The sequence below is a fragment of the Peribacillus huizhouensis genome (genome assembly GCF_014138605.1).
Classification (GTDB): domain Bacteria; phylum Bacillota; class Bacilli; order Bacillales; family DSM-1321; genus Peribacillus; species Peribacillus huizhouensis.
On record NZ_JACJHX010000001.1, the window covers coordinates 51,353 to 77,609 of the forward strand.

Annotated in this window: 21 protein-coding genes and 1 pseudogene; 1 reads left to right on the forward strand and 21 read right to left on the reverse strand. The window is 37.3% G+C overall.

Annotation, left to right across the window (positions count from 1 at the left end):
* Positions 1 to 128 precede the first annotated feature (128 nt).
* The 18 genes and pseudogenes from spoVS to HNP81_RS00335 all read right to left on the reverse strand — a co-directional run bounded on the left by spoVS (position 129) and on the right by HNP81_RS00335 (position 21,582).
* Positions 129 to 389, reverse strand: coding sequence for a stage V sporulation protein SpoVS (gene spoVS, locus HNP81_RS00250; RefSeq protein ID WP_028392768.1), 261 nt, complete (start codon positions 387 to 389; stop codon positions 129 to 131).
* A 333-nt stretch (positions 390 to 722) separates the two neighbouring features.
* Entirely contained in the window at positions 723 to 1,520 is a 798-nt protein-coding gene (gene ymdB, locus HNP81_RS00255; RefSeq protein WP_028392769.1) for a 2',3'-cyclic-nucleotide 2'-phosphodiesterase, read from the reverse strand.
* A 444-nt stretch (positions 1,521 to 1,964) separates the two neighbouring features.
* Positions 1,965 to 3,527 carry a ribonuclease Y gene (gene rny, locus HNP81_RS00260; protein ID WP_028392770.1) on the reverse strand — a complete coding sequence of 521 codons (1,563 nt, stop codon included), beginning with the start codon at positions 3,525 to 3,527 and terminating at the stop codon, positions 1,965 to 1,967.
* Positions 3,528 to 3,904: 377 nt separating this feature from the next.
* Positions 3,905 to 5,191 (reverse strand): annotated as a pseudogene (locus HNP81_RS00265) (IS3 family transposase).
* Between the two features lie 148 nt (positions 5,192 to 5,339).
* Positions 5,340 to 6,386, reverse strand: coding sequence for a recombinase RecA (gene recA, locus HNP81_RS00270; RefSeq protein WP_028392771.1), 1,047 nt, complete (start codon positions 6,384 to 6,386; stop codon positions 5,340 to 5,342).
* Positions 6,387 to 6,850: 464 nt separating this feature from the next.
* Positions 6,851 to 8,089, reverse strand: coding sequence for a competence/damage-inducible protein A (locus tag HNP81_RS00275; protein WP_028392772.1), 1,239 nt, complete (start codon positions 8,087 to 8,089; stop codon positions 6,851 to 6,853).
* Positions 8,090 to 8,110: 21 nt separating this feature from the next.
* Positions 8,111 to 8,695 carry a CDP-diacylglycerol--glycerol-3-phosphate 3-phosphatidyltransferase gene (gene pgsA / locus HNP81_RS00280; protein ID WP_028392773.1) on the reverse strand — a complete coding sequence of 195 codons (585 nt, stop codon included), beginning with the start codon at positions 8,693 to 8,695 and terminating at the stop codon, positions 8,111 to 8,113.
* A 78-nt stretch (positions 8,696 to 8,773) separates the two neighbouring features.
* Entirely contained in the window at positions 8,774 to 9,682 is a 909-nt protein-coding gene (locus HNP81_RS00285) for a helix-turn-helix domain-containing protein (RefSeq protein ID WP_312859634.1), read from the reverse strand.
* An 8-nt stretch (positions 9,683 to 9,690) separates the two neighbouring features.
* On the reverse strand, positions 9,691 to 10,482 hold the full coding sequence (locus HNP81_RS00290; protein ID WP_028392775.1) for a DUF3388 domain-containing protein: 792 nt from the start codon (positions 10,480 to 10,482) through the stop codon (positions 9,691 to 9,693).
* Positions 10,483 to 11,362: 880 nt separating this feature from the next.
* The gene (locus tag HNP81_RS00295; protein WP_028392776.1) at positions 11,363 to 11,623 is read right to left on the reverse strand and encodes a DUF3243 domain-containing protein; all 261 of its coding nucleotides are present in this window, start codon (positions 11,621 to 11,623) and stop codon (positions 11,363 to 11,365) included.
* A gap of 69 nt (positions 11,624 to 11,692) precedes the next feature.
* On the reverse strand, positions 11,693 to 12,415 hold the full coding sequence (gene ymfI / locus HNP81_RS00300) for an elongation factor P 5-aminopentanone reductase (RefSeq protein ID WP_028392777.1): 723 nt from the start codon (positions 12,413 to 12,415) through the stop codon (positions 11,693 to 11,695).
* Positions 12,416 to 12,497: 82 nt separating this feature from the next.
* Positions 12,498 to 13,784, reverse strand: coding sequence for an EF-P 5-aminopentanol modification-associated protein YfmH (gene yfmH / locus HNP81_RS00305; RefSeq protein ID WP_182501239.1), 1,287 nt, complete (start codon positions 13,782 to 13,784; stop codon positions 12,498 to 12,500).
* A 3-nt stretch (positions 13,785 to 13,787) separates the two neighbouring features.
* On the reverse strand, positions 13,788 to 15,059 hold the full coding sequence (gene yfmF, locus HNP81_RS00310; protein WP_182501240.1) for an EF-P 5-aminopentanol modification-associated protein YfmF: 1,272 nt from the start codon (positions 15,057 to 15,059) through the stop codon (positions 13,788 to 13,790).
* A 522-nt stretch (positions 15,060 to 15,581) separates the two neighbouring features.
* Entirely contained in the window at positions 15,582 to 16,541 is a 960-nt protein-coding gene (locus HNP81_RS00315; RefSeq protein WP_028392780.1) for an ABC transporter permease, read from the reverse strand.
* Positions 16,542 to 17,588 (reverse strand): ABC transporter permease, encoded by a 1,047-nt coding sequence (locus HNP81_RS00320; protein WP_028392781.1) that lies wholly within the window; start codon positions 17,586 to 17,588, stop codon positions 16,542 to 16,544.
* Positions 17,581 to 19,116 (reverse strand): guanosine ABC transporter ATP-binding protein NupO, encoded by a 1,536-nt coding sequence (locus HNP81_RS00325; RefSeq protein WP_028392782.1) that lies wholly within the window; start codon positions 19,114 to 19,116, stop codon positions 17,581 to 17,583. Before HNP81_RS00325 ends, HNP81_RS00320 begins: the two co-directional genes overlap by 8 nt.
* A 566-nt stretch (positions 19,117 to 19,682) precedes the next feature.
* On the reverse strand, positions 19,683 to 20,771 hold the full coding sequence (locus HNP81_RS00330) for a BMP family lipoprotein (RefSeq protein ID WP_028392783.1): 1,089 nt from the start codon (positions 20,769 to 20,771) through the stop codon (positions 19,683 to 19,685).
* An 85-nt stretch (positions 20,772 to 20,856) separates the two neighbouring features.
* Positions 20,857 to 21,582: a GntR family transcriptional regulator gene (locus tag HNP81_RS00335; RefSeq protein WP_028392784.1), complete on the reverse strand. Its 726-nt coding sequence runs from the start codon at positions 21,580 to 21,582 to the stop codon at positions 20,857 to 20,859.
* 551 nt (positions 21,583 to 22,133) lie between these two features.
* On the opposite strand from HNP81_RS00335, the gene HNP81_RS00340 reads away from it, so the two are divergent.
* Positions 22,134 to 22,424, forward strand: coding sequence for a DUF6509 family protein (locus HNP81_RS00340; protein ID WP_028392785.1), 291 nt, complete (start codon positions 22,134 to 22,136; stop codon positions 22,422 to 22,424).
* A gap of 225 nt (positions 22,425 to 22,649) precedes the next feature.
* Here HNP81_RS00340 and HNP81_RS00345 read toward each other — a convergent pair whose 3' ends face one another.
* From HNP81_RS00345 to HNP81_RS00355, 3 genes are all read right to left on the reverse strand, one after another.
* Positions 22,650 to 24,995, reverse strand: coding sequence for a DNA translocase FtsK (locus tag HNP81_RS00345; RefSeq protein ID WP_182501241.1), 2,346 nt, complete (start codon positions 24,993 to 24,995; stop codon positions 22,650 to 22,652).
* Between the two features lie 116 nt (positions 24,996 to 25,111).
* The gene (locus HNP81_RS00350) at positions 25,112 to 25,339 is read right to left on the reverse strand and encodes a YlzJ-like family protein (RefSeq protein ID WP_028392787.1); all 228 of its coding nucleotides are present in this window, start codon (positions 25,337 to 25,339) and stop codon (positions 25,112 to 25,114) included.
* Positions 25,336 to 26,088, reverse strand: a complete 753-nt coding sequence (locus tag HNP81_RS00355; protein ID WP_051405046.1) for a ClpP family protease — start codon at positions 26,086 to 26,088, stop codon at positions 25,336 to 25,338. The genes HNP81_RS00350 and HNP81_RS00355 overlap by 4 nt, the downstream gene beginning before the upstream one ends.
* Positions 26,089 to 26,257 lie beyond the last annotated feature (169 nt).

Below are 26,257 nucleotides of genomic sequence, written 5' to 3' on the forward strand. Positions count from 1 at the left end.
ACAATCTTTACGAAAAGAGCCATCTTTTTTATTCAGAAATACATATAAATAAATAATGTCATTGACGTCTTTTCCCCAATAAAAAGAACCTGCTTGGCTATGCAAACAGGAAATTTTGAACTTTATTTTCATCTAGGCTCTATGATTAGTTTTATAGCTGTTCTCTCTTCACCATCAATCTTAATGTCTGTAAAGGCAGGTATACAGATCAAGTCCATTCCACTAGGAGCTACAAATCCTCTTGCGATTGCTACTGCCTTGACAGCTTGATTTAACGCCCCTGCACCAATAGCTTGTATTTCCGCGGATCCTCTTTCTCTTAGAACCCCGGCTAGGGCGCCTGCTACAGAATTAGGATTAGATTTTGCTGAAACCTTTAATATTTCCATTCCTAGCCCTCCTCGTTTTCCCTTACCTATTTGAAATTTTCTCAAAAGGTATGACTCTATCCACTGCTACTATATTCATGAATAAAATCAGGTATGACAAGAAGGGAAAATAAAGTGAAACTTCTGTTAGCGACGGGCTTTCGCAAACGGTTAGTCCCGTTCTACTGTCGCTAAGATCTTCCCTTTTCGCTTCGATCAATCGGGCTTTTACGGACAGCTTTCTCTATTCAAATGCCTCAAATTTCTCTACATAAATTCGTAGTATGAAGATGTTACTGTCCGTTAATGCCGGACAAAGTGAAAAACAGCCCGCTTACGCATGGCTGTTTCAATTTAATGAAAAAATGGATGATCATCGTTTATCAATATTCGATCTATTTTGTTTGCTTTACCAGTTTTTTCATCAACATCAATGATGACTGCACTTAAGATCGTTCTTCCTTCTTTTGGTACTTCAAAACGTACAGGTAGACTTGTTAAAAAACGATGAATAACAGCGTCTCTCTCCATTCCAAGAATACCATCGTATGGACCTGTCATCCCAACGTCAGATAAATAAGCTGTGCCTTTGGGAAGAATTCGATTGTCTGCCGTTTGAACATGTGTGTGAGTACCAACAACTGCGGACACTTTCCCATCAAGGAACCAACCCATCGCTTGCTTCTCACTTGTAGCTTCTCCATGAAAATCAACAAAAATTATTGGGGTACGCTTTCTAGCTTCTTCTACAAGCTCTTCCGCTTTAGTGAATGGGCAATCCAAAGCAGGCATAAACGTTCTTGCTTGTAAGTTAATGACAGCAATCTCGAATTGATTTAACTTGATATATTTTATCCCTGCACCCGGAGTTCCTTCTGGAAAATTCGCAGGGCGTACAAGATTCTTTGCAGATTCAATAAATTCAAAAATTTCACGGTTATCCCAAGCATGATTACCAAGGGTCACTGCCTGCGCTCCAGCTTCAAGGAATTGCCGATAGATCTTCTCGGTAATCCCACGACCCCCAGCAGCATTTTCCCCATTTATTATGGTAATTTGCGGTCGATATTTCTCCTTGATTTTCGGTAAATATTCTTTCACCATATCTCTTCCTGGTGAACCGACTACATCTCCAACAAAAAGCAATTTCATAGTTAATTCCTTTCTAAAACCAAACTTTAATGATAATATTCTGTTCTATTGTACCACATATCATTGCCGAACTTTCTAAAAGCGATGCCACCATTCATCTACCAGAGAAACCTCTATTACAACGCAAATGCCATGTTCCACTTTATCCTAGCAGTTACTAGAAATTGGTCATATTAAATAGCACTGCCCCATAAGGTTTTGGTGTATCGGACAGCAAACACATTGTAAAACGTATGCTTATTCTTTAAAAGAAGGCTCTGTTAAACTTGCCTGCTGACTGAAACGAAAGGCGATCGGTTTCCGCGGGCGGTCCGGGAGCTTTTCTAAGCAGGAATCTCACGCCTTGCGCTCCAATCAACATTGCGCCAAAATCAATCGTGAACTTCAAACATAGCCTAAAAGAAAAACAAAGCGTTGGACCCTAAAAAGGCCCAAACGCTTTGTTTATTTCGCATATTCAACTGCTCTCGTTTCACGTAGCACGGTTACTTTAATATGACCTGGATAATCTAACTCTTCTTCAATCCGTTTACGAATATCCCTAGCAAGTCGATGTGCCCCCAAATCATCAATTTGATCTGGTTTAACCATAACTCGAACTTCTCGACCAGCTTGAATGGCAAATGATTTTTCCACTCCATCATAAGATTCGGAAATCTCTTCTAACTTTTCGAGCCTTCTAATATAGTTTTCGAGTGTTTCACTTCGAGCACCCGGCCTAGCTGCTGATAACGCATCTGCCGCAGCGACTAGTACAGAAATAATCGATGTCGGTTCAGTATCACCATGATGAGAAGCAATACTATTGATAACGACAGGGTGTTCTTTATATTTTGTAGCCAATTCTACACCAATCTCTACATGGCTACCTTCCACTTCATGGTCAATCGCTTTGCCGATATCATGAAGAAGCCCAGCGCGACGTGCAAGTGTTTCATCTTCACCTAATTCAGCAGCTAATAAGCCAGATAATTGTGCAACTTCTATAGAATGCTTTAAGACGTTTTGACCATAGCTTGTACGGAATTTCAAACGACCCAGAATTTTAATAAGGTCAGGATGAAGTCCGTGGACACTTACTTCAAATGTGGTTTGCTCTCCTATCTCTCGGATGTGCTCGTCCACTTCACGCCTTGCTTTGTCCACCATTTCTTCAATTCGTGCTGGATGGATACGACCATCCTGAACAAGCTTTTCTAGAGCTAAACGAGCTGTTTCACGTCTAATTGGGTCAAATCCAGATAAGATTACTGCTTCAGGCGTATCATCAATAATTAGGTCGATTCCTGTAAGCGTCTCAAGAGTTCTAATATTACGGCCTTCTCGGCCAATAATACGACCCTTCATCTCATCGTTTGGAAGATTGACTACTGAAACGGTGGTCTCAGCAACATGATCAGCAGCACAACGCTGAATTGCAAGTGAGAGAATATCTTTTGCTTTTTTGTCTGCTTCTTCTTTTGCGCGGTTCTCTGTTTCTTTAACCATAAGTGCAATATCGTGTGCCAGCTCATTTTCAATACGATCAATAATAATGGCTTTCGCTTCATCACGAGTCAGGCTTGAAATACGCTCAAGCTCTGTTTGCTGCTTACGAACCATCTCATCCACTTTGCTTTCCATCTCTTCAATATGCTGTTGTCTTTGGTCAAGAGAATCTTCCTTCTTTTCCAAAAGAGTTTCACGTTTATCTAACGATTCATCTTTACGGTCAAGGTTTTCTTCTTTTTGTAATAATCGATTTTCTTGTTTTTGTAATTCAGATCTTCGTTCTCGAATTTCACGCTCGGCATCTGAACGAGTTTTATGAATATCATCTTTCGCTTCCAATAGGGCTTCTTTTTTTAGAGCTTCCGCTTCCCTTTTTGCATCTTCAAGAATTTGTTCAGCAGAATTTCTCGCCCCTGCTATTTTGTTTTGAGTAATATTCTTAAAAACAAAATAACTAACAACTGCACCGACGAATAGGCCAAGCAAACTGGAGATGATGAGTTGAATAGGTTCCATCGTTTCACCTCCCCTTGCTATGAACTTTTACTTAATAAAGTTGAACTGTCGGCAAGTACATTGTACATGTCTTCAATATACAGCACTTGGCTTTTCAAAATTCTTTATTTAAAAAAATGTAAAATATACATGTTAATTGTATAGTTGAGAAATTTTATTGTCAAGAGTTTGCAAAGACTCTATACATGAATATTCGGAACGGTTCCAAAAAGTTAGAAAATTACTTATACCCTTAATTAATTTTCCATTATCATCCACATATTCTTGCGATACTATCTAGTATTTTTGACCAAAAGTTTCCATTATAAACCATATATTTAAAAAAGAGGCTTGCTATTGAACTGAAACCCATAATATGGACCGTTTAATAAAAGGTCCTATGCTGCGATTAGATGACCTCGGTACTGAACCTGGGTCATCTTTTTCAATCCCCACTGGTAACGACGATTGTTATACTCCTCGATGTAAGAATCCATTATATGCTTTAATTCATTTAAACTACTACTTTCTTTATAATCGACTTCATCAATAAAAAGGCCAAAGAACGATTCCATCGGAGCATTATCCCAACAATTCCCATTACGAGACATTGATTGAGTCATTCTTAGTTTCTTTACTTTCTCTTGAAAGAGGGGATGAGTGTAATGGAAACCCTGGTCCGAATGCAGGATAGCTCCTGGCTGAAAATGTTTCTATGTAGTTTCATTAAACTTTTCCAAAGTTTTATAGACAAAACAGATGATGGGCAAGTATTTCATTTGTGCTGCCATCCTTAACACAGGAAATAGGCTTTTTGTCCATGCACATAATACAGATCAGTGATATCCGTTAATAACATTCACTGGCTCGTCTTGATTAAATTCACGATTTAAGAGGTTAGGGCATGTCCGATGTTCTTGTGCTGCCTTTGCCATTCTAACCTTTGCAATAAGTTGCAATGTACGTATTAACCGTCTAATTTTCTTATGATTCATTACAACAAAATAATCATTTTCTAAGATCATTTTAATTTGTAGTGCCCCTACTTTTTGTTTTTTCTGATTGAAAATGTATTGGATTAATTTAATGTCCTTTTGATCTTCTTCATCTTTACGTTGGCGAATCGAGACAGCCTTTAACCAAGCATAATACCCACTTCTACTTACGCCAGCTAGCCCACATAGAAAACTTACTGAGGTTTTTAATTGGTGTTGACGAATGCTTTGCTCGATAAGTTGATATTTCGCTGATCGTGTTAATAATGTTTTTCCCTCAACGCCTGCCATTCTATATCCTCTAGCTTTTTTAAGAAGTCATTTTAGCTTCTAAGAATTTTACTCTGGCTTCAGCCTTTTTGAGCTTTTCTTCAGCAGATAGTTCCTTTGATGAAGGGCGTCCTGTACTGGACTTTCCTCTACGATCTGACTGAAGCCCAACTTCACCAAATTTCTCAAAGGTGTCGCGCCACCTTTGAAGACATCTTTTTGGTTGGTTTTTACCGATCAACTCAAGATTAAAACCATTTTCGATAAAGATTTGAGAAGGTAATTTCCCACTTCGATATTCCATTACAGCCTTTACTTTAAAGTCAGGAACATAAGAAATGAACGTTCATAAACACGTAAAGCGTTAGGATTCTTCTCTAACTCTTTAGTTTGAAATTCCGTAAATAGGTTCTTACTCATGTAAATCCTCCGTCTACAATAATTGCTTTTATTATAAACGGGTTTTCTGTCTTAGGACATAGAAAAACCCGAATATATGGCACTTTTTTATAAGTGTCCATTATTCGGGTTAAAGTTCATATCAACAAGCTTCTTTACTTTAACACAATTAATCGAGCAGGCTCATTTCTTCCTGTTCTTTCTCACTATCTGCAGGTAATACATGTACACCATCTAGATTATAATGATCGCGAATTTTCTGTGCGATTTCAAGTTTAATAGTTTTGTTTTCTTTTAAGAAAAGCTTAGCATTTTCACGGCCTTGCCCTAGTCTTTCACCGTTATACGAATACCATGATCCACTTTTTTCAACGATATCTAATTCAGATCCCATATCGATGATTTCACCTTCTCTAGAAATACCTTCACCATACATAATATCTACTTCAGCTTGCTTAAATGGCGGCGCTACCTTGTTTTTAACAACTTTAATTTTTGTTTTGTTACCAACAATGTCACTGCCTTGCTTCAATTGTTCTGCGCGGCGCACTTCAAGTCTTACTGATGAATAAAACTTCAATGCACGTCCGCCTGGAGTTGTCTCAGGATTTCCAAACATTACACCAATCTTTTCACGAACTTGGTTAATGAAAACAGCAATCGTATTGGATTTATTAATTGCACCAGATAGTTTTCTCAACGCCTGTGACATCATTCTAGCTTGAAGACCCATATGAGAATCTCCCATCTCACCTTCAATTTCAGCTTTAGGAACGAGCGCAGCTACAGAGTCAATGACAATAATATCTACCGCACCACTTCTGACCAATGCTTCTGCAATTTCAAGTGCCTGTTCACCAGTGTCTGGCTGTGACAATAATAATTCATCAATGTTGACTCCGAGTTTCTGTGCGTAATCAGGGTCTAGTGCGTGCTCTGCATCAATAAACGCAGCAGTACCACCATTAGCCTGAACCTCTGCAATCGCATGTAAGGATACCGTTGTTTTACCTGAGCTTTCCGGACCATATACTTCAATAACCCTGCCTCGAGGGTATCCACCTACTCCTAAAGCTACATCCAATGCTAATGATCCGCTTGAAATTGTTGAGATTCTTCTGTCTGTTTGTTCTCCTAACTTCATGATGGAACCTTTACCAAATTGTTTTTCAATTTGTTTCAATGCCATTTCTAGTGCCGCTTGACGATCGCTCACTTAAGTTCCTCCTCTATAGGTTAATCAGCTTGGCTGATTAGATAATAATTTTATTAAACAATAGCTCGTCCCAGGCTTAGATTGCCAGGTAAAATATCAAAAAACTTCTATACTATTTCGACTTATAAAAAAGAAGGGGGAGAAATGCTCGCTTCATTCCCTTTCAAATGTCTATCTCTACTATATACTTTTTCCTTGCATTTGCCAAGGAAAAAACGAACATTCATTCGTTTATTTCTAAAGCTATAATAACTTAAAAACTACATTTCTGTCTAGCAAAAATTCTATTTCTAATTAATATATGCTTTAATAATGAAATTTTAATCTTCTTGTATACTAAGGCTATATTATATAATGATGCAATATTAAGGACTTTTTTATATAACAACATTATTTTCCATCAAAAATAAAAAGAGAATGTCTAAAAAAGCAAAATTCACCTTTTAAGACACCCTCTTAGAAAATTAGTTAGAAAGATGATTCAATAAATAATGGCAGCCGTATTTTACACTTCGTATTCTAATTTGTGTTCTGCTACCAGAGAGATTTAGTTTCTCAACCTTCGAATCTCCATTACGGAAAGCTATACCTATAAAGACGGTTCCTACTGGCTTAGATTCCTGTTCATCTGGACCAGCTACTCCGGTAAAGCTAATTCCAACATCTGCATCGAGCTGTGTTCGAATATTTTCGGCCATCTCGATTGCACATTGCTCACTTATGACACCAGATCCAGAGATGGTTTCATCACGAATTTGAAGCAAATTAGACTTAGCTTCATTTGTATAACTAACGATCCCTCCTTTAAAGACTTTACCAGCTCCTGGAATGGTCGTTAGCTGCTCTTGGAACATCCCACCGGTCAAACTTTCAGCAGCGGCAATTGACATACCTCTTGCAGTTAACTCTTTTACTAATTCCTTAATTAATGAAGTCTGTTCACTTCCATAGTAAAAGTCTCCCACACGTTTCATTATTTCCGTTTCCACTTCACTAATCAGCTGATTACATATTTCTATTGATTCATGTTTTGCAGTAATCCTTAGCGTTACTTCACCATCACCTGCAAGCGGAGCAATCGTTGGATTGGTTTGATTTTCAAGCAAATCATCAATTTTCGTTTCTAACAATGACTCTCCAATTCCAAAAAATCGCAGTACCTTTGATTCAATGCGTTCTTGTTTATCTAGTTTTTCCATTAATTTTTTATAGCCATAAGTTAAGAACATAGGCTCCAACTCTTTTGGAGGTCCAGGCAACAACATATATGTCTTATCCTTTAAAGTAAGAATCATGCCTGGGGCCATACCATGATCATTTGCAAGTACTTCTGCATGTTCTAAAATGAGGGCCTGCTTTTTGTTATTCTCTGTCATCACCCGTCCAGTTTTTGAAAAATAAGCTTGGATAGCTGTTAAAGCATGATTGTCAAAAACAAGATTTTTTCCTAAATGACGGGCAATCGTTTCTTTCGTCAAATCGTCTTTTGTTGGTCCAAGTCCGCCTGTAAAAATAATTAAGTCAGCACGAGATTCCGCAATCTCAATAACAGATTGAAGTCGTTCACTATTATCCCCTACGACAGTATGAAAATAAACGTTAATTCCTATTTCTGCTAGTTGCTTGGATAAAAACTTTCCATTCGTATTGGCAATTTGACCAAGTAGTAATTCAGATCCAACCGCAATGATTTCTGCGTTCATGCTCATCCCCCACAAATTCGATTACTTAGAATTAATAAATACAGCTTTGTTTTTTGCGAAATAATCCCATCCAGACCAAACAGTAAAAACTAACGCAATCCATAAAGTAATGTTAGCGAATGGAAATGAAATTAATACAAAAGGAATATTATGTAATAATAAAGCTGAAATGGCTACAATTTGTGCCCACATTTTTATTTTTCCTAAAATGTCAGCGGCAACTACTTCACCCGTTCCCGCAAGTACAAGCCTCAAGCCTGTAACGGCAAATTCTCTACTAATAATGACAATAGCGATCCATGACTGATTGTACATTAAATCCAAATCAATTAATACGATTAAAGCTGCTGAAACGAGTAATTTGTCAGCAAGAGGATCGAGAAATTTCCCAAGGTTTGTAACCATATTAAATTTGCGGGCATAGTGTCCATCCACCCAGTCTGTTGACGCAGCCAGAATAAAAAGCAGAGTTCCTACCAAGTGATTAACTGGAAGAGTGTAGTCCCCTAGTCTCATCTCTCCCCAAGAAAAAGGTACGAGCATAATAATCACAAAAATAGGTATTAAGATAATTCTCGATATTGTTATTTTATTTGGTAAATTCACTATAGTACCCTCCAAAATTGAATAGCATAAGATTGATTACTTTATATCACAAGCGAAAAATAGCCATCATAAAGATGACTATTCAGCTTTTGTAAATTGTATCGTTACATTTTGAACGTCTTTCTCTGTTGGAGAAATGGCATATTCAAGTTTTTGATCATTAGCAAAAATCTCGGTTTCATAGGCTCTGCCTGTGCGGATGACTACTTCGGATTCATTGGTTGCATCAATTTCTTTTGCTTCTCCAGATTTTATAAGTCCGTTAAAAAGTGTCTGTCCACTGCCGTTTTTCACTTTAACCCATGCTTCGCCTGTAGAAACAACTTTCAATTTAAAAGTTGCAGCGTTTTTCAGTGCATATATGCTGTTTGAGCCACTAGTACTAACCATCGCTAATTCCTGAGTTGGTGTTTCTACAACATCCTCTTCTTTTACTGGTTCATCCTCTTTGCTCTTATCTGTTTTATCCGTGTTTTTGTCTTTATTAGCATCAGGATTACTACCTTTATTTAATGGTGAATTATCAGGTTGTCCGTGATCCACAACTCCTGTACTATCATCAACTACCTTTGGCTTTTCATTTGGAGCAAATTTCAAATATAAGAAATAAATTAAGACTATGATTCCAACGAAAAATAATATTCCTAATATTTTCGGAAATAGCTCCATTGCTTTCGAACTTGTTGGTGATAGCGATTTCCTTGATTGAACACGTGATAACTCTGGTAAATCATCATGATAAATGGCAGGAACCTCATTTTTATACTGATCAAAAATCTCCTCTGGTTCAAGTTCTACCGCTTCACAATATTGTTTAATAAACGCCCGAACATAAAACTGCCCTGGCATCATCGAATAATTTCCTTCTTCGATCCCTATCAAATAACGTTTTTGAATCTTTGTAGCTTCTTGTAAGTCATCTAGACTTAAGCCCTTTTTTTCCCTAGCTTCCTTTAATCTGTTACCTAATTCCGTCAAATCAAACACCTGCCAAATTAAAAATCAAATGAACCAAATTCCGAACCTTGTAATTGATCATTTTGGTTTACTACTTCGTATGTAATCTCTTCATCAGGAGTATTTCTTAATTCAATAATGTAATCAAAATCCTCAAGTTTGTACTCTGAATTTTGAACAAATATATCTGGATGTTCAATCACTTTCACTGCATTTAACCTCATAATTTCCCGTATCAACTGCCAGTGCCTCTCATTGGCTCGTCTTGTCGAAACAATACCGTCTAATATAAAAATATTATTATTATTGTACTCATCTTCAATTAGTTGACTGCGAATCGTTTGTTTAAGAAGGGTGGAAGATACAAATAACCAGCGCTTATTCGCACAAACACTAGATGCAACAATCGATTCCGTTTTCCCAACCCTCGGCATTCCACGAATCCCAATCAATTTATGTCCTTCCTGTTTGAATAGTTCAGCCATAAAATCAACTAGAATCCCTAAATCATCCCTCACGAAACGAAATGTATTTTTTTCATCTGCATCCCTTTGTATGTATCTGCCATGTCTAACAGCTAGCTTGTCAAGTACATGCGGTTCTCTCAGCTTTATTACTTTTATTGTATCCATTGTAGATAAAATTGACTCAAACCTCTCAATATTTCTGCTGTCATTAGCAAGCAAAAGCAAGCCCCTTCTCCCTTCATCGACTCCATTTATCGCTACAATATTAATAGATAGCATACCAAGCAATGAAGAAATATCCCCTAATAAACCCGGTCTATTTTTTTGTATTTCATATTCAAAATACCATTCTTTATTCTCCAATATACTCACTCCTTATCACGAAAGGGGAACCTAGACTTTTTATCATATTTAAAGATTACGCAATTTATCAATGAAGAAGGGATTTTTTCTTTGGCTCTGTTAAATTTGCCTATTGATTGCAACGAGAGGCATTCGCTTTCCGCGGGTGTCCGGAAGCCTCCTCGGCGCTGTGCGCCTGTGTTGTCTCCCTTTGACTCGCTTTTTTCCGCAGGAGTCTCACCATTCCGCTCCAATCAACATAGTGCCGAAAACAACAACGAGCTTTAACATTGCCTTTTCTTTTAGAACATCGATTTCATAAAAGTAGATTTATCTTGTCTCTATAATATAGCATTTTAGTAAAAGTTAAAAGGGAAAACCTTTGTTTTACTTAACATAAGATTAAGCTTTATACAATCTTGGCAATTAATATGTACAAAACATCCATAAGCATCTACTCTAAAGCCCAACGATGAAAAAAGTTCAGGTTCTATAAATGAAACTTCAATAGTGGGCGTTTTCTTCTTCCCCCACTGATTGTAATATCTCCTCTTCGATAAAACGACTTTATGAACCCGAATCAATGAATCACAGACTAAGTGCACCGCATCCTGCGACAACGTCTGTGTGACCCACATCCTGTGGGAGCAAACTTTACCTCTGCTCACGCATCGATAAGTTTCACTGTAACTCACAAATCGGGCTTTTATAGTCAAGTTCTCCTCCTCAATTCCTCTAAGCCTTGGTGGGGTTTTAATGCCCGTCAAATGCGGGATTATGAAGGAGGCGGTGCGAGGCTGGTTTTACGAAGACCTCCCTTTTTCTACAGAAAAAAAGGATGATTCAATTAGTAGATCCCTCAAAAATGAGGTACAAAACTTTTGAATCATCCTTTATGTGTTTAGCTAGAAATACCGTTGTTGTCGACCAATTTAACCATTAAGCAGGCGATCGCATGCTTCTCATCTTCATTTGCTACCGACCACAGATCAGATAATACACGTTCTTGATCGTTTTTGGGATCTACTTGTTTCGCCAGATAATCCCCAATCTCAACTGCCAAACCAGTTATTGCATCTTGGGAAAGGCCTTGCTTTTCCCCTTGATTCAATCTGTCTCCTAAGAAATCTTTCCATTGATCCCAATTTTCTAATACAGACATTGATATCATCCTTTCATTTATTGGTACCATGTTAGCATGTGACAATCGATAATTTTTTATGCAAACAAGTCACATGTACCAGCCACCATTTACCCCTATGATTTGTCCCGTCATATAAGAGGCTTTTTGAGAAAGGAGAAAGGAGACAACATCAGCAATTTCATTTGCTTCACCGATTCTTCCCATTGGAATGTCTCCCTGTAAAATCTCAAGTTCCTCTTCTGTAAAAGATTCTAGCATGGTCGTTGAAACTGCTCCCGGCGCGACAGCATTGACCCTGACACCATTTAAAGCTGTTTCTTTACTCAATGCTTTAATAAAAGCATTTTGGCCTCCCTTGACCATCGAGTACAACACTTCACATGCGCTACCCGTTTGTCCCCATATTGATGTAACTGCGACGATTGAACCTCTATTACTCATTAGTTTAGGGAGTAAGTTTCTTGTTAGCTGAAAAGGGCTTGTCACATGAAGTTGAATCATTTGAGCAACAGTGGAATCAGTCATATCAGTTATTAAGCCATAAAAACTATTGCCGCTATTTAAAACAATCGTATGTAAAGAGAAAATTTGATTACATAAATGTTTATATCCATCTACTTCGCCTAAATCAGCTTGTATGGGAATAAGTTCGATATCATAAGATGATAATTCCTTAATAAGTGCAACAATTGCTTCCTCATTACGATTGTAATGGAGATACAATGAGTAATTTTCTGCTGCAAGCTTCCTTGCAATTGCACTCCCGATTCCCCCGCTTGCTCCTGTAATAAGTGCAAACCGTTTTTCCATCTTAATTTCCTCCTTGAACCACTTCAAAAAGAGAACAGCTCATACAATGAAAAATCATTTGTATGAGCCATTCTCAAAAAACTTATTTAGGCAATACTTGACAAACCGTAATAAATTTTTCATCAATCAATTTTTCAGTAGTAGCCTTAACATCCTTAAACTCAATTTGTTCTAGCACTGGTACAACATCAAATAAATTCATATCATTAAATGCATATCGCGTAAATTGATTAGCGATATATTCTGGGGAATTTAGTGAACGTAAAAACAAGCCAATTCGTTTTTTGATCACTCGTTTCATGCTTTCTTCACTAATTCCTTTCCCTGTTTTTGCCTCAAACAGAATTTGTTTCAACTTTGCTGTTAATTCATCAGGATGTTTCGTATCTCCACCGATTAACGCAAATCCAAAGCCAGCCTCTTGGGTAAAGTCATAGGAAAATGTTTGATCAATCAACCCGTTCATATACAGTTCTTCATGAATAGGCGAGCTTTTTCCTAATAACATTTCAAGCAAGATGCTTACAGTTAATTCTTTTTTTAATAACTCTTGACCACTTAAATCAGGATCTGGCGACTTAATTCCAAGCATAATTTTCGGTGTTTGAACACTCATGTGTAATGTTCGGTCTTTCATCGCTACATCTGAAGGCTCCGTTTCAAATTGGCGTTTAATTTCTTGAGGCGGTTGAAACTCCTTACCGTCTTGATTGTTGCGGATTTTCTCCATAATTTCTTCTGGCTCTACAGGTCCAACAATAAACAATAACATATTGCTCGGATGATAAAAGGTTTCATAACACTCATAAAGTAAATCTTTCGTAATTTCGGCAATAGTTTCAACTGTTCCAGCAATATCAATTTTCACCGGATGGTTATGGTACATGTTTTCGATGGTGCCAAAATAAAGCCGCCAGTCAGGATTATCATCATACATCTTAATTTCTTGACCAATAATTCCTTTTTCCTTTTCCACTGTTTTCTCAGAAAAATAAGGATCTTGCACAAAGTCAATCAGTGTCTTTAAGTTAAGGTCAAAGTCTGCAGTACTTGAGAAAAGGTATGCCGTTCGTGTAAAAGAGGTAAAGGCATTGGCAGAGGCACCTTGTTTACTAAACTGTTGAAATACGTCTCCATCTTCTTTTTCAAATAGCTTATGCTCAAGAAAATGCGCGATGCCATCTGGTACCTTTGCATAGTCTTCTTTACCTAGTGGAATAAAACGATTATCAATCGAACCATATTTCGTTGTGAAAGTCGCAAAAGATTTATTGAATCCTTTCTTTGGTAAAATAAATACTTCCAGTCCGTTCGTCATTTTTTCATGGAATATATCTTCTTGAAGTTGTTCAAATGTTATTTTCTCCATAATTTACACCTCCGTTCCTTTCATGAAATAAATGGTATCTAATTCAACCTTTTGGGCAACTGCTACAATTTCCTCTTTAGTAATTGCTTCTGTTTTTTTCAGCCATTCTTCCAAAGAAACTGCATAACCAGAAACAACATTATGGTAAAGTATTTCTACGAGACCGCGAGCTGAATCAACTGTTTCTAATAGTTGATTTTTGATTACAGCTTTTGTTTGAGATAATTCCTCATCAGTGAAATTCCCCTGTTTCATATCATTCATTTGCTCGTGAATAATGTTAACAGCCTGATCATAATTGGCTGATTCAATGCCCGACATTACCATTAGCAAGCCTTTATGGCTTTCTAGACGAGATGCCGCATAATATGCCAAACTCGCTTTCTCTCTGACATTTATAAAAAGTTTCGAATGTGAAAAGCCACCGAATATTCCATTAAAGACTTGTAAAGCATAATATTCAGGGTCTCCATATACAATATGCGTGCGATATCCGATATTTAATTTCCCTTGTTTAACATCCATTTCCTCTATCTTTTCCTTCACTTCGCTTACCTTTTTCTGCTCACTTTTCATTCTTACAGGCTCACGGTTAGGAAGCTTGAAATGCTGATCGATTAGCTTATGAACTTCTACTTCATTAATATCGCCTATTACATAAACATCCATTTCATCTTCTAAAAGTGCTTTTTTATAATAACTATACAATGATTCTTTTGTAATGCTGCCTAATGACTCGACATCACCCGATGCATCAATACCATATGGTTCATCATCACACATAACTTCCACCAGGCGAGTCGTTGCATACCTCATTTTGTCATCATAAATGGATTGAATTCTCTGTTGAAGCGATCTTTTTTCATTATTAAACGTAGCTACATCAAAACTTTCGCCATCCTTGTTAGGATTAAATAGAACATCTGCTAAGAAGGCAATTCCTTTTTCTAATAAAGGCTCAGAATTATGAAGGAATTTTTCATTGGCTATTTCAAGAACAAAACTAATGATTTGATATTCCCCTTTTTTGGCAACATCTACATAAAAGCTCGCTCCGTATAATTCATCCAAATACGAACGTAATAATGGTGTCGATTTGTATGTAGCTGTATTACTTTGTAATATATACGGAAGCAATGAACGATATGTCGCTGTTTCATGTTTAAGCGGTGCTTTCATTTTTAGTACAAGTGTATTCGTTTTGTATTGAGCTGTTTTAACGATATGCACGGAATAGCCAGGGTTTTTCTTTATTGTGTCAAGAGAGATTCCCATTAAATAGTCCTCCTCATTCATTTTTTATCTTTATATTGTTTGTTAGTTTAAGTGCTTTTAAACCTGTTAGACGAAATTGACCGCATACGATTTTTCTTCAATAACTTTTCTCTTCTTCTAAAATATACCTTGAATAAGAAAATTCATGCAAGTAACATGTTTTTTTATATTTATTTTTAAGCTTTTATACTATTTTTATTAATGGCTCCCATAAACTTTCCTGTAGATTGCAGCGAGAGGCGTTCGCTTTCCACGGGCGGTCCGGGAGCCTCCTCGGTGCAATGCGCCTGTGGGCTCTCCCTTTGACTCGCTTTTCTAAGCGAGAGTCTCACGCCTTCCCCTTCAATCAACAAAGTGCTAAAATCAACAACGAGCTTTAACATTGCCTTATTAATAATAGAAACAGCTACCACGGAGTAGGTACTTGATACGGATATTTAAAATATGTTAATGACATAAAGTACTATGATCAATAAAAAAACCCAGTCACATTTATTAATGTGACTGGGGTTCAATTAATTATTATCTTTTTCCTTTAATATAAGGCAGACCTGATGCTTTCGGAGCGTCTGCACGTCCGATAAATCCAGTTAATGCAATAACGGTTAACACATATGGAGCTATCAATAAATAGACAGCTGGGATATCTTTAAAAAATGGCAAACTAGCTCCAACAATACTTAAACTTTGAGCTAAACCAAAGAATAGTCCTGCTCCCATTGCGCCAATTGGATGCCATTTACCGAAGATCATCGCAGCAATTGCCATAAACCCTTGGCCATTTATGGTCGTATGGCTGAATTCATTGGATACTGTCATGGCATGGACTGCTCCGCCGATTCCAGCAAATGCACCTGATAAAAGGACACCTGCGTAACGAATTTTTGCGACATTAACCCCCATAGTATCTGCAGCCATTGGATGCTCTCCAACAGCCCGAATACGTAATCCAAATGGTGTTTTAAATATTACATACCAAACAATAATTGCTAAAATAATCGCAATATAGGAGATATAATACCCGTTTGAGAAAAATATTTTACCGATAAACGGAATATCGCTTAAGAATTTGATATCAACACGATCAAAATTTTCTGTAACCATGTCTGTTTGGCCTTTTCCATAAAGTTTTTTAACTAAGAAAAGGGTAAGGCCAATAGCTAATAAATTAATAGCAACCCCACTGACCGTTTGATCAGCGCGAAACGTAATCGATGCTACAGCATGCAAGAGGGAAAAAATTGTTCCTGCAACCATAGCGACTAGCACAGCGACCCAAGGGGTAGCAGCTCCAAATACATCAGCAAATGTCAGGTTAAACACAATACCTGTAAATGCACCAATTACCATTAAACCTTCTAAACCAATATTGACAACACCTGAACGTTCTGAAAACACACCGCCAAGCGCAGTGAAGATAAGTGGAGCTGCTAGACCAATCATCGATGGAACAATAATTTGCAGTACTTGATAAAAATCCACTTATTTCACCCCCTTTTTATTAATTCGGTTTAAGATCCAGCGAATGAAATAGCTAGATGCAACAAAGAAGACGATCAAAGCAATGACGATGTCTACGATCTCGTTTGGAATCGGCGTCTCAACGGGTATATTCAGGGCTCCTGCTTTTAAACCACCGAATAAAAATGCAGCTAGTACAACTCCTATTGCTGTATTAGCACCTAAAAGGGCAACAGCAATTCCATCAAAACCAATTCCGGTAAATCCGCTTTTAATCGAAGCATAACCAAATGTGCCGAGTCCTTCCATTGCACCAGCAAATCCAGCAAATACTCCTGATATAACCATTGACATCATAATGTTCCGGTTTACATTCATTCCAGCATATTCAGATGCATGTTGGTTAAAACCAACTGCTTTCAGTTCAAATCCAGTTGTCGTTTTCTCAAGAATAAACCACATAATGATAGCACAGATTATCGCAACAATGATTCCCCAGTGAAGGCGGGATCCATCCGTTAATCCAGATAATAATGGCGACCTTAGTGTTGCTGTTTCAAAGATATTATTTGTCTTGTCTAATTTATCAGTTAACACATAGGAAATAATATAATTGGTCACATGAAGAGCCGTGTAATTTAACATAATCGATACAATTACTTCATGTACTCTGAATTTGGCTTTTAATAAACCAGGTATAAATGCCCATACAGCTCCTGCTAATCCACCAGCAAGAATAGCAAGCGGCAAATGAATCAGCATTGGTAGTTCAAAAGTTATTCCCACCCAAACAGCTGCCAACCAACCGACAATAAGCTGACCTTCAACACCAATATTGAATAGACCTGTTCTAAAAGCAAATGCTACAGCTAAACCAGCAAGAATGTACGGCGTAACTGTTCGGATCGCTTCCCCGAGAAAATATGAATCACCAAATATCCCAAAAAATAAGGCCATATATGCGTCAACTGGATTATATCCACTAACAAGCATGATGATAGCTCCTGCTAATAAGCCTAGCACAACCGATAAAACGGGTATTAATAAACCAAACATTTTTTTAACCACGAGATTTGTCACCTGCTTCCATACGCTTGCTTCCTGCCATCATCAATCCTAGCTCTTGCTCAGTTGTTTCTCTTGGGTTGACGATAGCAACAATTTCTCCTTCATAAATAACAGCAACTCGATCACTAACATTCAAGATTTCGTCAAGTTCAAATGAAATAAGTAAAACAGCTTTCCCATTATCCCGTTGTTCGATTAAACGTTTATGAATGAACTCAATCGCGCCAACATCAAGACCACGTGTCGGTTGTGCAGCAATCAATAGATCAGGATTACGATCTACTTCACGTCCGATGATCGCTTTTTGCTGATTACCACCTGATAGTGCACGAGCAGGTGTATATTCACTTGGAGTTCTAACATCGTATTCCGCGATAATATTTCTGGCTTGATCATAAATCTTCGAATAATTTAAGACTCCAGTTTTAGAAAACGGCTTTTGATAATACGTTTGTAAGACGATATTTTCACCAATGCTATAATCCAAGACTAAACCATGTTTATGACGATCCTCCGGAATATGTCCTACACCAGATTCACTGATTTTTCTCGGTTTTAAATTTTGAATGTTTTTACCGTTTATTTTAATCGAACCATTAATCGTTTTTTTCAATCCAGTAATCGCTTCGATTAATTCTGTTTGTCCATTGCCATCAATCCCAGCAATTCCGACAATTTCACCAGCTCTAACAGCGAGATTTAACTGGTTTACTACTTGAATGCCACGGGCATCCTTCACACTAATCCCATCAATATCTAAAACAACATCTGTTGGAACACTTTCTTTTTTCTCTGTTTTAAATACAACATCTCTTCCAACCATCAGACTTGCTAAAGAGTTCGGATCTGATTCACTAACATTTACTGTGCCAATTCCTACGCCTTTTCGCATAACAGTAACTCGATCACAAACTTCCATAATTTCCTTCAATTTATGCGTGATCAGAATAATCGATTTCCCTTCGTTCACAAGAGATTTCATAATCAACATTAATTCTTTGATTTCTTGTGGTGTCAGTACAGCTGTGGGTTCATCAAAAATCAAGATTTCAGCTCCGCGATACAACGTTTTTAAGATTTCAACACGCTGCTGCATTCCTACTGAAATATCTTTAATTTTTGCATCAGGATCGACACTAAGTTGATATTTCTCAGAAAGCTCTCTTACCTTTTTACTGGCATCCTTTATATTAATTTTTCCAGCCTTTGAAGGTTCTTTACCAAGAATAATATTTTCTGTGACAGTGAAAGGATCCACAAGCATGAAATGTTGGTGCACCATCCCGATTCCTAATTCGTTGGCAATGTTAGGATTTGTAATTTTCACTGGCTTACCATTTACACGAATTTCTCCTTTTTCCGGCTGGTAAAGGCCGAAAAGAACGTTCATTAACGTTGTTTTCCCTGCTCCATTTTCCCCAAGTAAAGCATGTATTTCTCCTTTTTTTACTTGTAGTGTTACATTATCATTTGCAACTATGCCCGGGAACTCTTTACGAATATTGAGCATCTCAATTACATATTCCACGTGTAATCAACTCCTATAATTAAGTAAAACTTTAAAACTGATCCCCTGACATTCGCTTCTGGATGACTTAATCCATAATGCGAAGCGACGTCTCCTTTATCATCTGCCCATTTACTTACGTATTACGAGTAATGGAGCATTTTCCAATGGAATCAATTGGTTCAGGTGTTCAAGTAGTTTCCCACAGTCCACCCAAACAAGACTATCGCAGGTTAAAGTGATACTTCAATGGGTGGGGGTTTTCTTCAGCCCCCACTGATTGTTAGTTGAACCAATCGGGCTTTTACGGGCAGTTAACCCCCACCTCCGCTTCCTCGATTCCTCTAAGCCTTGAGGTGGGGGTTTTACAGCCCTTTATTACTGGATAAAAGTGATTTTTTATAAAGATGTAGATAAAAAGGATTACGTCTACGATCTTTACTTTAGAAAAAATCAAATGAAAAACTATGAATAATCATAGCTTTTCCTTCACTTTTTTCTAAATACACTAAATTAAATCCCCATAAAAAGAAGGAATAAAAGGCAAAGTGCTTGCCCCTTTTATTCCTTCTTCCTTTAGTTCTATATTAGAATCCCATTGCTTCGTATTCTGCCTTAGTCTTAGGAACTTCAATTTCACCAGCTTTGATTTTAGTAATATATTCATCAACAGCTTTTAAAGCCTCTTCAGATACATGGTCTGTATGCTCAGAAATTGCAATAGCGTTTTCTTCAAGACCATATTCAACGTTTTCTCCACCTGGGAATTCACCGTTCATCGCTTTGTTAGATAAATCTTGAACAGCGACGTCAACACGTTTAACCATTGAAGTTAACGTTATGTTTTCTTTTTTACCATTAACTTCAACTGCACCTTCATCATACTGGTCACGGTCAACACCGATTACATAAATTTCTTTGCTAGGATCTTGCTTCTTTAAATCTGTAGCAGCTTTAAATACACCTTTACCTGTTCCTCCAGCTGCATGATAAATAATATCTGCACCAGAAGAATATAAAGTATTCGCAATAGCTTGTCCTTTTTCAGGAGCACCGAAGTTTCCTGCATATTGAATAATCACTTCAGCTTTAGGATTTACTGTTTTCACACCAGCAATAAATCCTGATTCGAACTTCTTAATCAATTCACTGTCCATTCCACCGACAAAACCAACCTTATTTGTTTTTGTTGTTTTTCCGGCAATTACCCCTACAAGGAATGAACCAACATGTTCTTTAAATGTGATACTTGCGACATTATCCCCTTTGGAAACGGCATCAATAATAGCAAAATTGGTATCTTTGCGTTGTGCAGCCACTTCTTCAATCGAATTTTGTAGTAAGTAACCAACACCGAATACTAAGTTATAGTTTTGACGGGCTAATTGAGTTAAGTTCGTATTATAATCTGCATCTGATTTAGATTGAAGGTACGTGTATCCTTCTTTCTCAGTTAAGTTATTTTCTTTACCGAATGCTTGCAGGCCTTCCCAAGAAGATTGGTTGAAAGATCTATCATCAACACCGCCAATATCCGTTACCATAGCAACTTTAAATTTGTCGCTTTCTTTTTTAGCCCCTTCATCCTTTTTGCCATCATCTGAGCCACATGCAGCCAAGATTGTTCCAGCAGCAAGTACTAGTGACATCATTAACCCCATTTTACGCTTTTTCAAGGTTTGTACCCCCTAAATTTAATTGACGCTTAGTAGAGATGCATCCAACGACAGATTGTCCTTCGTTTCAATGCTTGTAAAAAAATTAAATTCGTTTACGAAGCACATGAAAGCTAAACACATCCGCTTTAAAATAATTGACCGAATAAAGGATTGGTTCGTCCATATCATCGAAGTGCATTTGTTTTAAAACAAGTAATGCAGCTTCAGGTTCACATTCTAGAATCGGAGAAACTTTTTCATGATAACCAATCGGCTCAATTTGAGCGACCGCATGAGTAATTGTACGGTTGGATTCTCTTTCAAGAATATGAAAAATCGATTCTTCACTGTACGAGAAGTTCTCCTTAAGAATACTAGCCGGAATCTTATCAATACAATAGACGACAGGCTTACCATTTGCAGTTCTCACTCTTTCAATCACTACAATTTCCTCGTCACAGGAACAAGAAAAACGGCGGATATCGTCTTCGGTCGGTTCCAGGGTTGTCGAGCTCAAGAAAATAGTTCCTGGTTTCATCCCTGCTTGTTTAATCATATTTGTAACACTATTAAGCTGCTCAATTCCAGAGCTAAACACTGGTTTGGCATGCACAAATGTCCCGACCCCGTGCCTTCGGATTATTACGTTTTCTTCTTCAAGAATTCGTAATGCTTCACGTAAAGTAGCTCTACTTACGCCGAGTTTCTTCGCAAGGTCAAATTCTGAAGGTAATTTCTCTTTCTCTTTATATGTACCCTCTTCAATATCCTGCTTGAGGTGATCGATTACTTGTAAGTATAAATGTCGATGATCAGACTTAATAGACATGCAGGTTCCTCCAACTTATTTTCTTCAGACTTCAGACCTCTGAGGTATAATCATTCCTACTAATCCAAAATACTATACCATTTTTCCTATTATAAATAAATAGAGATTTGCAATTTGTCGAAAAATAACGACTAGGGCATTATTCCCTTTTCAGAAATTTCAAAGCTTCAGAAATTTGAGAAATAAACCTTTTGAATAGTTATACATTTACCCTTTACGCCTTGTAGTGGTAAAGATGTATAATCCGCTTAACTTTCGTTATATTACAACACAATAATAATCCCCTAAACGAATAACTGAATTTTACCAATGATCTATCATTTATATTTATTCATTATTACCGACTGAATTAACTCTCTTTTATTAACTTTATCTTTTTCCTTAAACATTCGTTTGTATTGTATCATGTTAGATTATATTAGAATTTTTTAGTAAAAATTACATATTATTCGCTCGTTTCGTTCCATAATTTCTATTAAAAATTTTGTTCAGCATACTAATTAAGTTTTATGAGGTATAATAATATCGATAAGCTTTGGAAGGATGATTAGATGGTAATTACAGAATATAGTATTGAAAAACTTAAAGATCCATTTGGGATATTAACTGGGGAGCGATATGAGGTATTCCTAGATATTACTGTTCCTGAAGATGATGAACTATACACTGAAGCAGGAATTTACATCCGAATATTATATAAGGTAGAAGATCATCAAACAGAAATGATTAAATATGATCTTCTTGATAGAGGATCAGATAAAATTCTGGACTTCGAATTGGAAGATGAAGAGATTAAGGCTGTTCAAGCCTTTTGTATAGAACACTTAGATGAAGCTTTATAGTTCATAAAACTACTTCCAAAAGAAGATAGCCCCATATTGTATATACAGCAAAGATGTAACATCCACATTTTACTGTATTTCCAATATGAGGCTTTTTCTTCATTTTTTTGGACAGATTTCTTTAACACGACCATTATTCATTAAAGTGAAATTGGATGTTAATAAGGTGAAACCATCCACTGGATAATATTTCATTCTTCACCCCATTTAATTCCCTATCGCCACTTATGAGAGGTGTGCTTCGTTAGAAGAGTCTTTTGCGATTAAAACAACTCTTGGTTTACTACCTTCATAAGGTCCAACTATCCCTCGTGCTTCCATCTCATCGATCAATCGAGCAGCTCGAGTATAGCCGATTCGGAAACGTCTTTGCAACATGGAAACTGATGCTGTCTGCATTTCCACAATAAGAGATACGGCATCTTCATATAAACTATCTTCCACTTCACCTGTTGTTTCTATAATTTCATCAGGTATCATTTCTTCATTATACTGTGCTTTTTGTTGAGAGATCACATAATTTACGACATCTTCCACCTCATGATCAGATAGAAAAGCGCCTTGAACACGAATCGGTTTTGATGCACCAACTGGTAGAAACAGCATATCACCTCTACCTAATAGTTTTTCTGCTCCCCCCATATCAAGAATAGTTCGTGAATCGGTCATTGAGGAAACACTAAAGGCAATTCTTGATGGGATATTGGCTTTAATAATCCCTGTAATAACATCGACAGAAGGTCTTTGTGTTGCAATAATCAAATGAATCCCTGCAGCCCTCGCCATCTGAGCGAGCCTTGTAATCGCATCTTCCACATCAGAAGAAGCAACCATCATTAAGTCCGCTAGTTCATCGACAATGACAACAATGTATGGCAATAAAGGTTGTTTATCTTCTTCTTCCTCATTCAAGTGATTGATATATTCATTATATCCCTCAATATTTCTAGTTCCAGTATGAGAGAATAACTCATAGCGTCGTTCCATCTCACTTACAACCTTCTTTAAAGCTTGTGAAGCTTTTTTAGGATCAGTAACTACCGGAGCAAGTAAATGAGGAATGCCGTTATACACATTCAATTCAACCATTTTCGGATCAATCATCATCATTTTTACTTCATGTGGCTTTGCTCTCATTAAGATGCTCGTAATGATTCCATTAATACAAACGGATTTACCACTTCCGGTTGCACCAGCGACAAGTAAATGCGGCATCTTATTTAGCTCTGCCTTTACTGCTTCCCCTGAAATATTCCGCCCTAAAGCAACTTGAAGTTTAGATTCTTCCTTATCAAACTCCTTCGCTTCCAGGACTTCACGCAAGGAAACCATAGCAATTTCGGAATTTGGCACTTCTATTCCAATGGCTGATTTCCCTGGAATTGGTGCTTCAATTCGAATATCCTTAGCAGCTAACGCAAGTGCTAGATCATCTGACAATGAAACGATTTTACTTACCTTCACACCAACATCTGGGTGAATCTCATATTTGGTAACAGCTGGACCTAGATGGACTTGAGTTACTTTGGCTTTTACACCAAAACTTAAAAATGTCCGCTCTAGTTTTGCTGCATTTTCATGAATTAATTCATATTCTCCACTTTGATCAGTCTTTTTTGGTTGATTCAAAATTGAAAGTGATGGAAGATTGTATTCCTTGTTCTCCACTTCGGTAAATGTCATTGGAGGGACAATATCTCCTTCTTCCAACACACCTTCAGTAGCTTCCGACTGCTTTTTCATTGCAATAGATTCACTTGGTTCAGAATCGTCACCTTCGCCGTATGCCGTATCCGCAAAATTGGAAATTAAACGCTTTTGAGGCGAGATAATTTCGATTTCTCCTATTTCCTCTTGAGGTTCTTTGCTTTCTTCTTGTTGTTCTTTTTCTACGTTAAGCTCTTTCTGCTGCTGTTTACGTTCCTTTTTCTCCTGTTTCCATGTCTTCATATCATCTTTAAAAGCTGACCACTGCTCATGCGCAAACTTGGAAAAAGAGGCAAATATTTTACCAAGAGTGTCTCCTAAAGTTTTGCCCGTCAATAAAATAATACCAATAATAATGAAAATAAATGCAGCGATTTTTGAGCCTGCTGCATCAAATAAAAAATATGAGATCGCAAACAAAATAGCCCCAATCATTCCTCCACCCAAATCATGCGTGCTTGTCTTTCCATTTACCTCCATCCAAAATAAATCCCACGTATTTTGAATGACGCTCGGCTTTTGAAAAGGACCACCATCTGCTAATAAGGTAAATAGTTTAACATGACTAAGTAGAAGTATATTCATGACAATTAAATAGAAGCCGACTAATTGCCGCTGTAATAAAAATGGCACCGATCTTTTCACCATTAAATAGAGTCCGATAGCTATTAGTCCGAGTAAGAGCAGAATATACCATTCACCCATAAAGAAACGAACCAAAAAGACAATCGCCTTGCCCACTGCACCAAGTTCAGCAATGGCGATTGCAGATAGCCCAAGAAGACTTAAGCCAATCAGTTCATATTTCATCGTTTTTTTAAAATCTGCTGTCCCTTTTGATTTTCTGCGTTTTTTCTTCGCCATTTTATCACCTTAATTTTCCTGCATTTTATGTACACTGAATGAATAAAGCAGCCATGAGGCTGCTTATTCACAAGTAGTTTTAGTATAGCATAAAATAACTAACATGGACGTTTTTTCTAACTACGAAAGCTTTGTTTAATAGATAGAATGCTACCTGGCTCAATACCTTTTACTAAATAATGCGCAGGGTCTGTACTTATAATTCTTTCTACTCGATACGAATATGGATCAGATTGTTCAGCGATAATTGGGATTCCGTCAAAATTTAGAAAATGAATATTTGCATGCGCCTCAGGATTACCTGGGAAAATGTATTCCTCTGGTACAATCGTATACAACGTCATTGCAGCATGCCCTCCTCATTCTCTTGATCGAGATTGGTCTGATCAATTAACTCATTTAATTTCCTCATCGCTTGACCAACTCCTCCAACTTCATCAATGACTCCGTAATCGACAGCCTCTTGGCCGACTACGTTTGTTCCAATATCCCGTGTCAAATTTCCTTTTGCAAACATAAGGTTTTTAAATTGTTCTTCTGTAACATTAGAATGCTTTGTTACAAAATTAATCACACGATCTTGCATCTTATCTAAGTATTCAAATGTTTGCGGGACCCCAATGACAAGACCTGTTAAACGAATTGGATGAATGGTCATTGTCGCAGTTTCAGCAATAAATGAATGATCACAAGAAACTGCAATTGGCACACCAATCGAATGCCCACCACCTAGCACAATAGAAACAGATGGCTTTGATAATGAACCGAGCATTTCCGCAATGGCTAAACCAGCTTCCACATCTCCACCGACCGTGTTTAAAATAACAAGTAATCCTTCGATGTTCGGATTTTGTTCTATTGCAACGATTTGCGGAATCACATGCTCATATTTCGTCGTTTTATTTTGCGGTGGTAGCTGCATATGACCTTCGATTTGACCTACAATTGTTAAACAATGTATTTTTGAATCTTTGGACATCTGCGGAACATTCGTTTGGCCAAGCTGTTGAATTTTTTCTATTAGTGTTGATCCTTTCTCTTCTTCTCGCCCTTCATCAGGATTTTCCATTTTTCCTTGATCCAATCTACCCATCCCCTTTCAGAATATGAATAGAGTTAGTATGGACTAAGCTTGTATGGTTCATTCTTTATGAAGATATCTAAGATAAAAGTAAGAGGCGGTCCTAAATAAAAGGATCTAAACCCACAGCTACTATATACCGTTAAAACGACTCGTAAATGACACAATAAACGGAGTATAG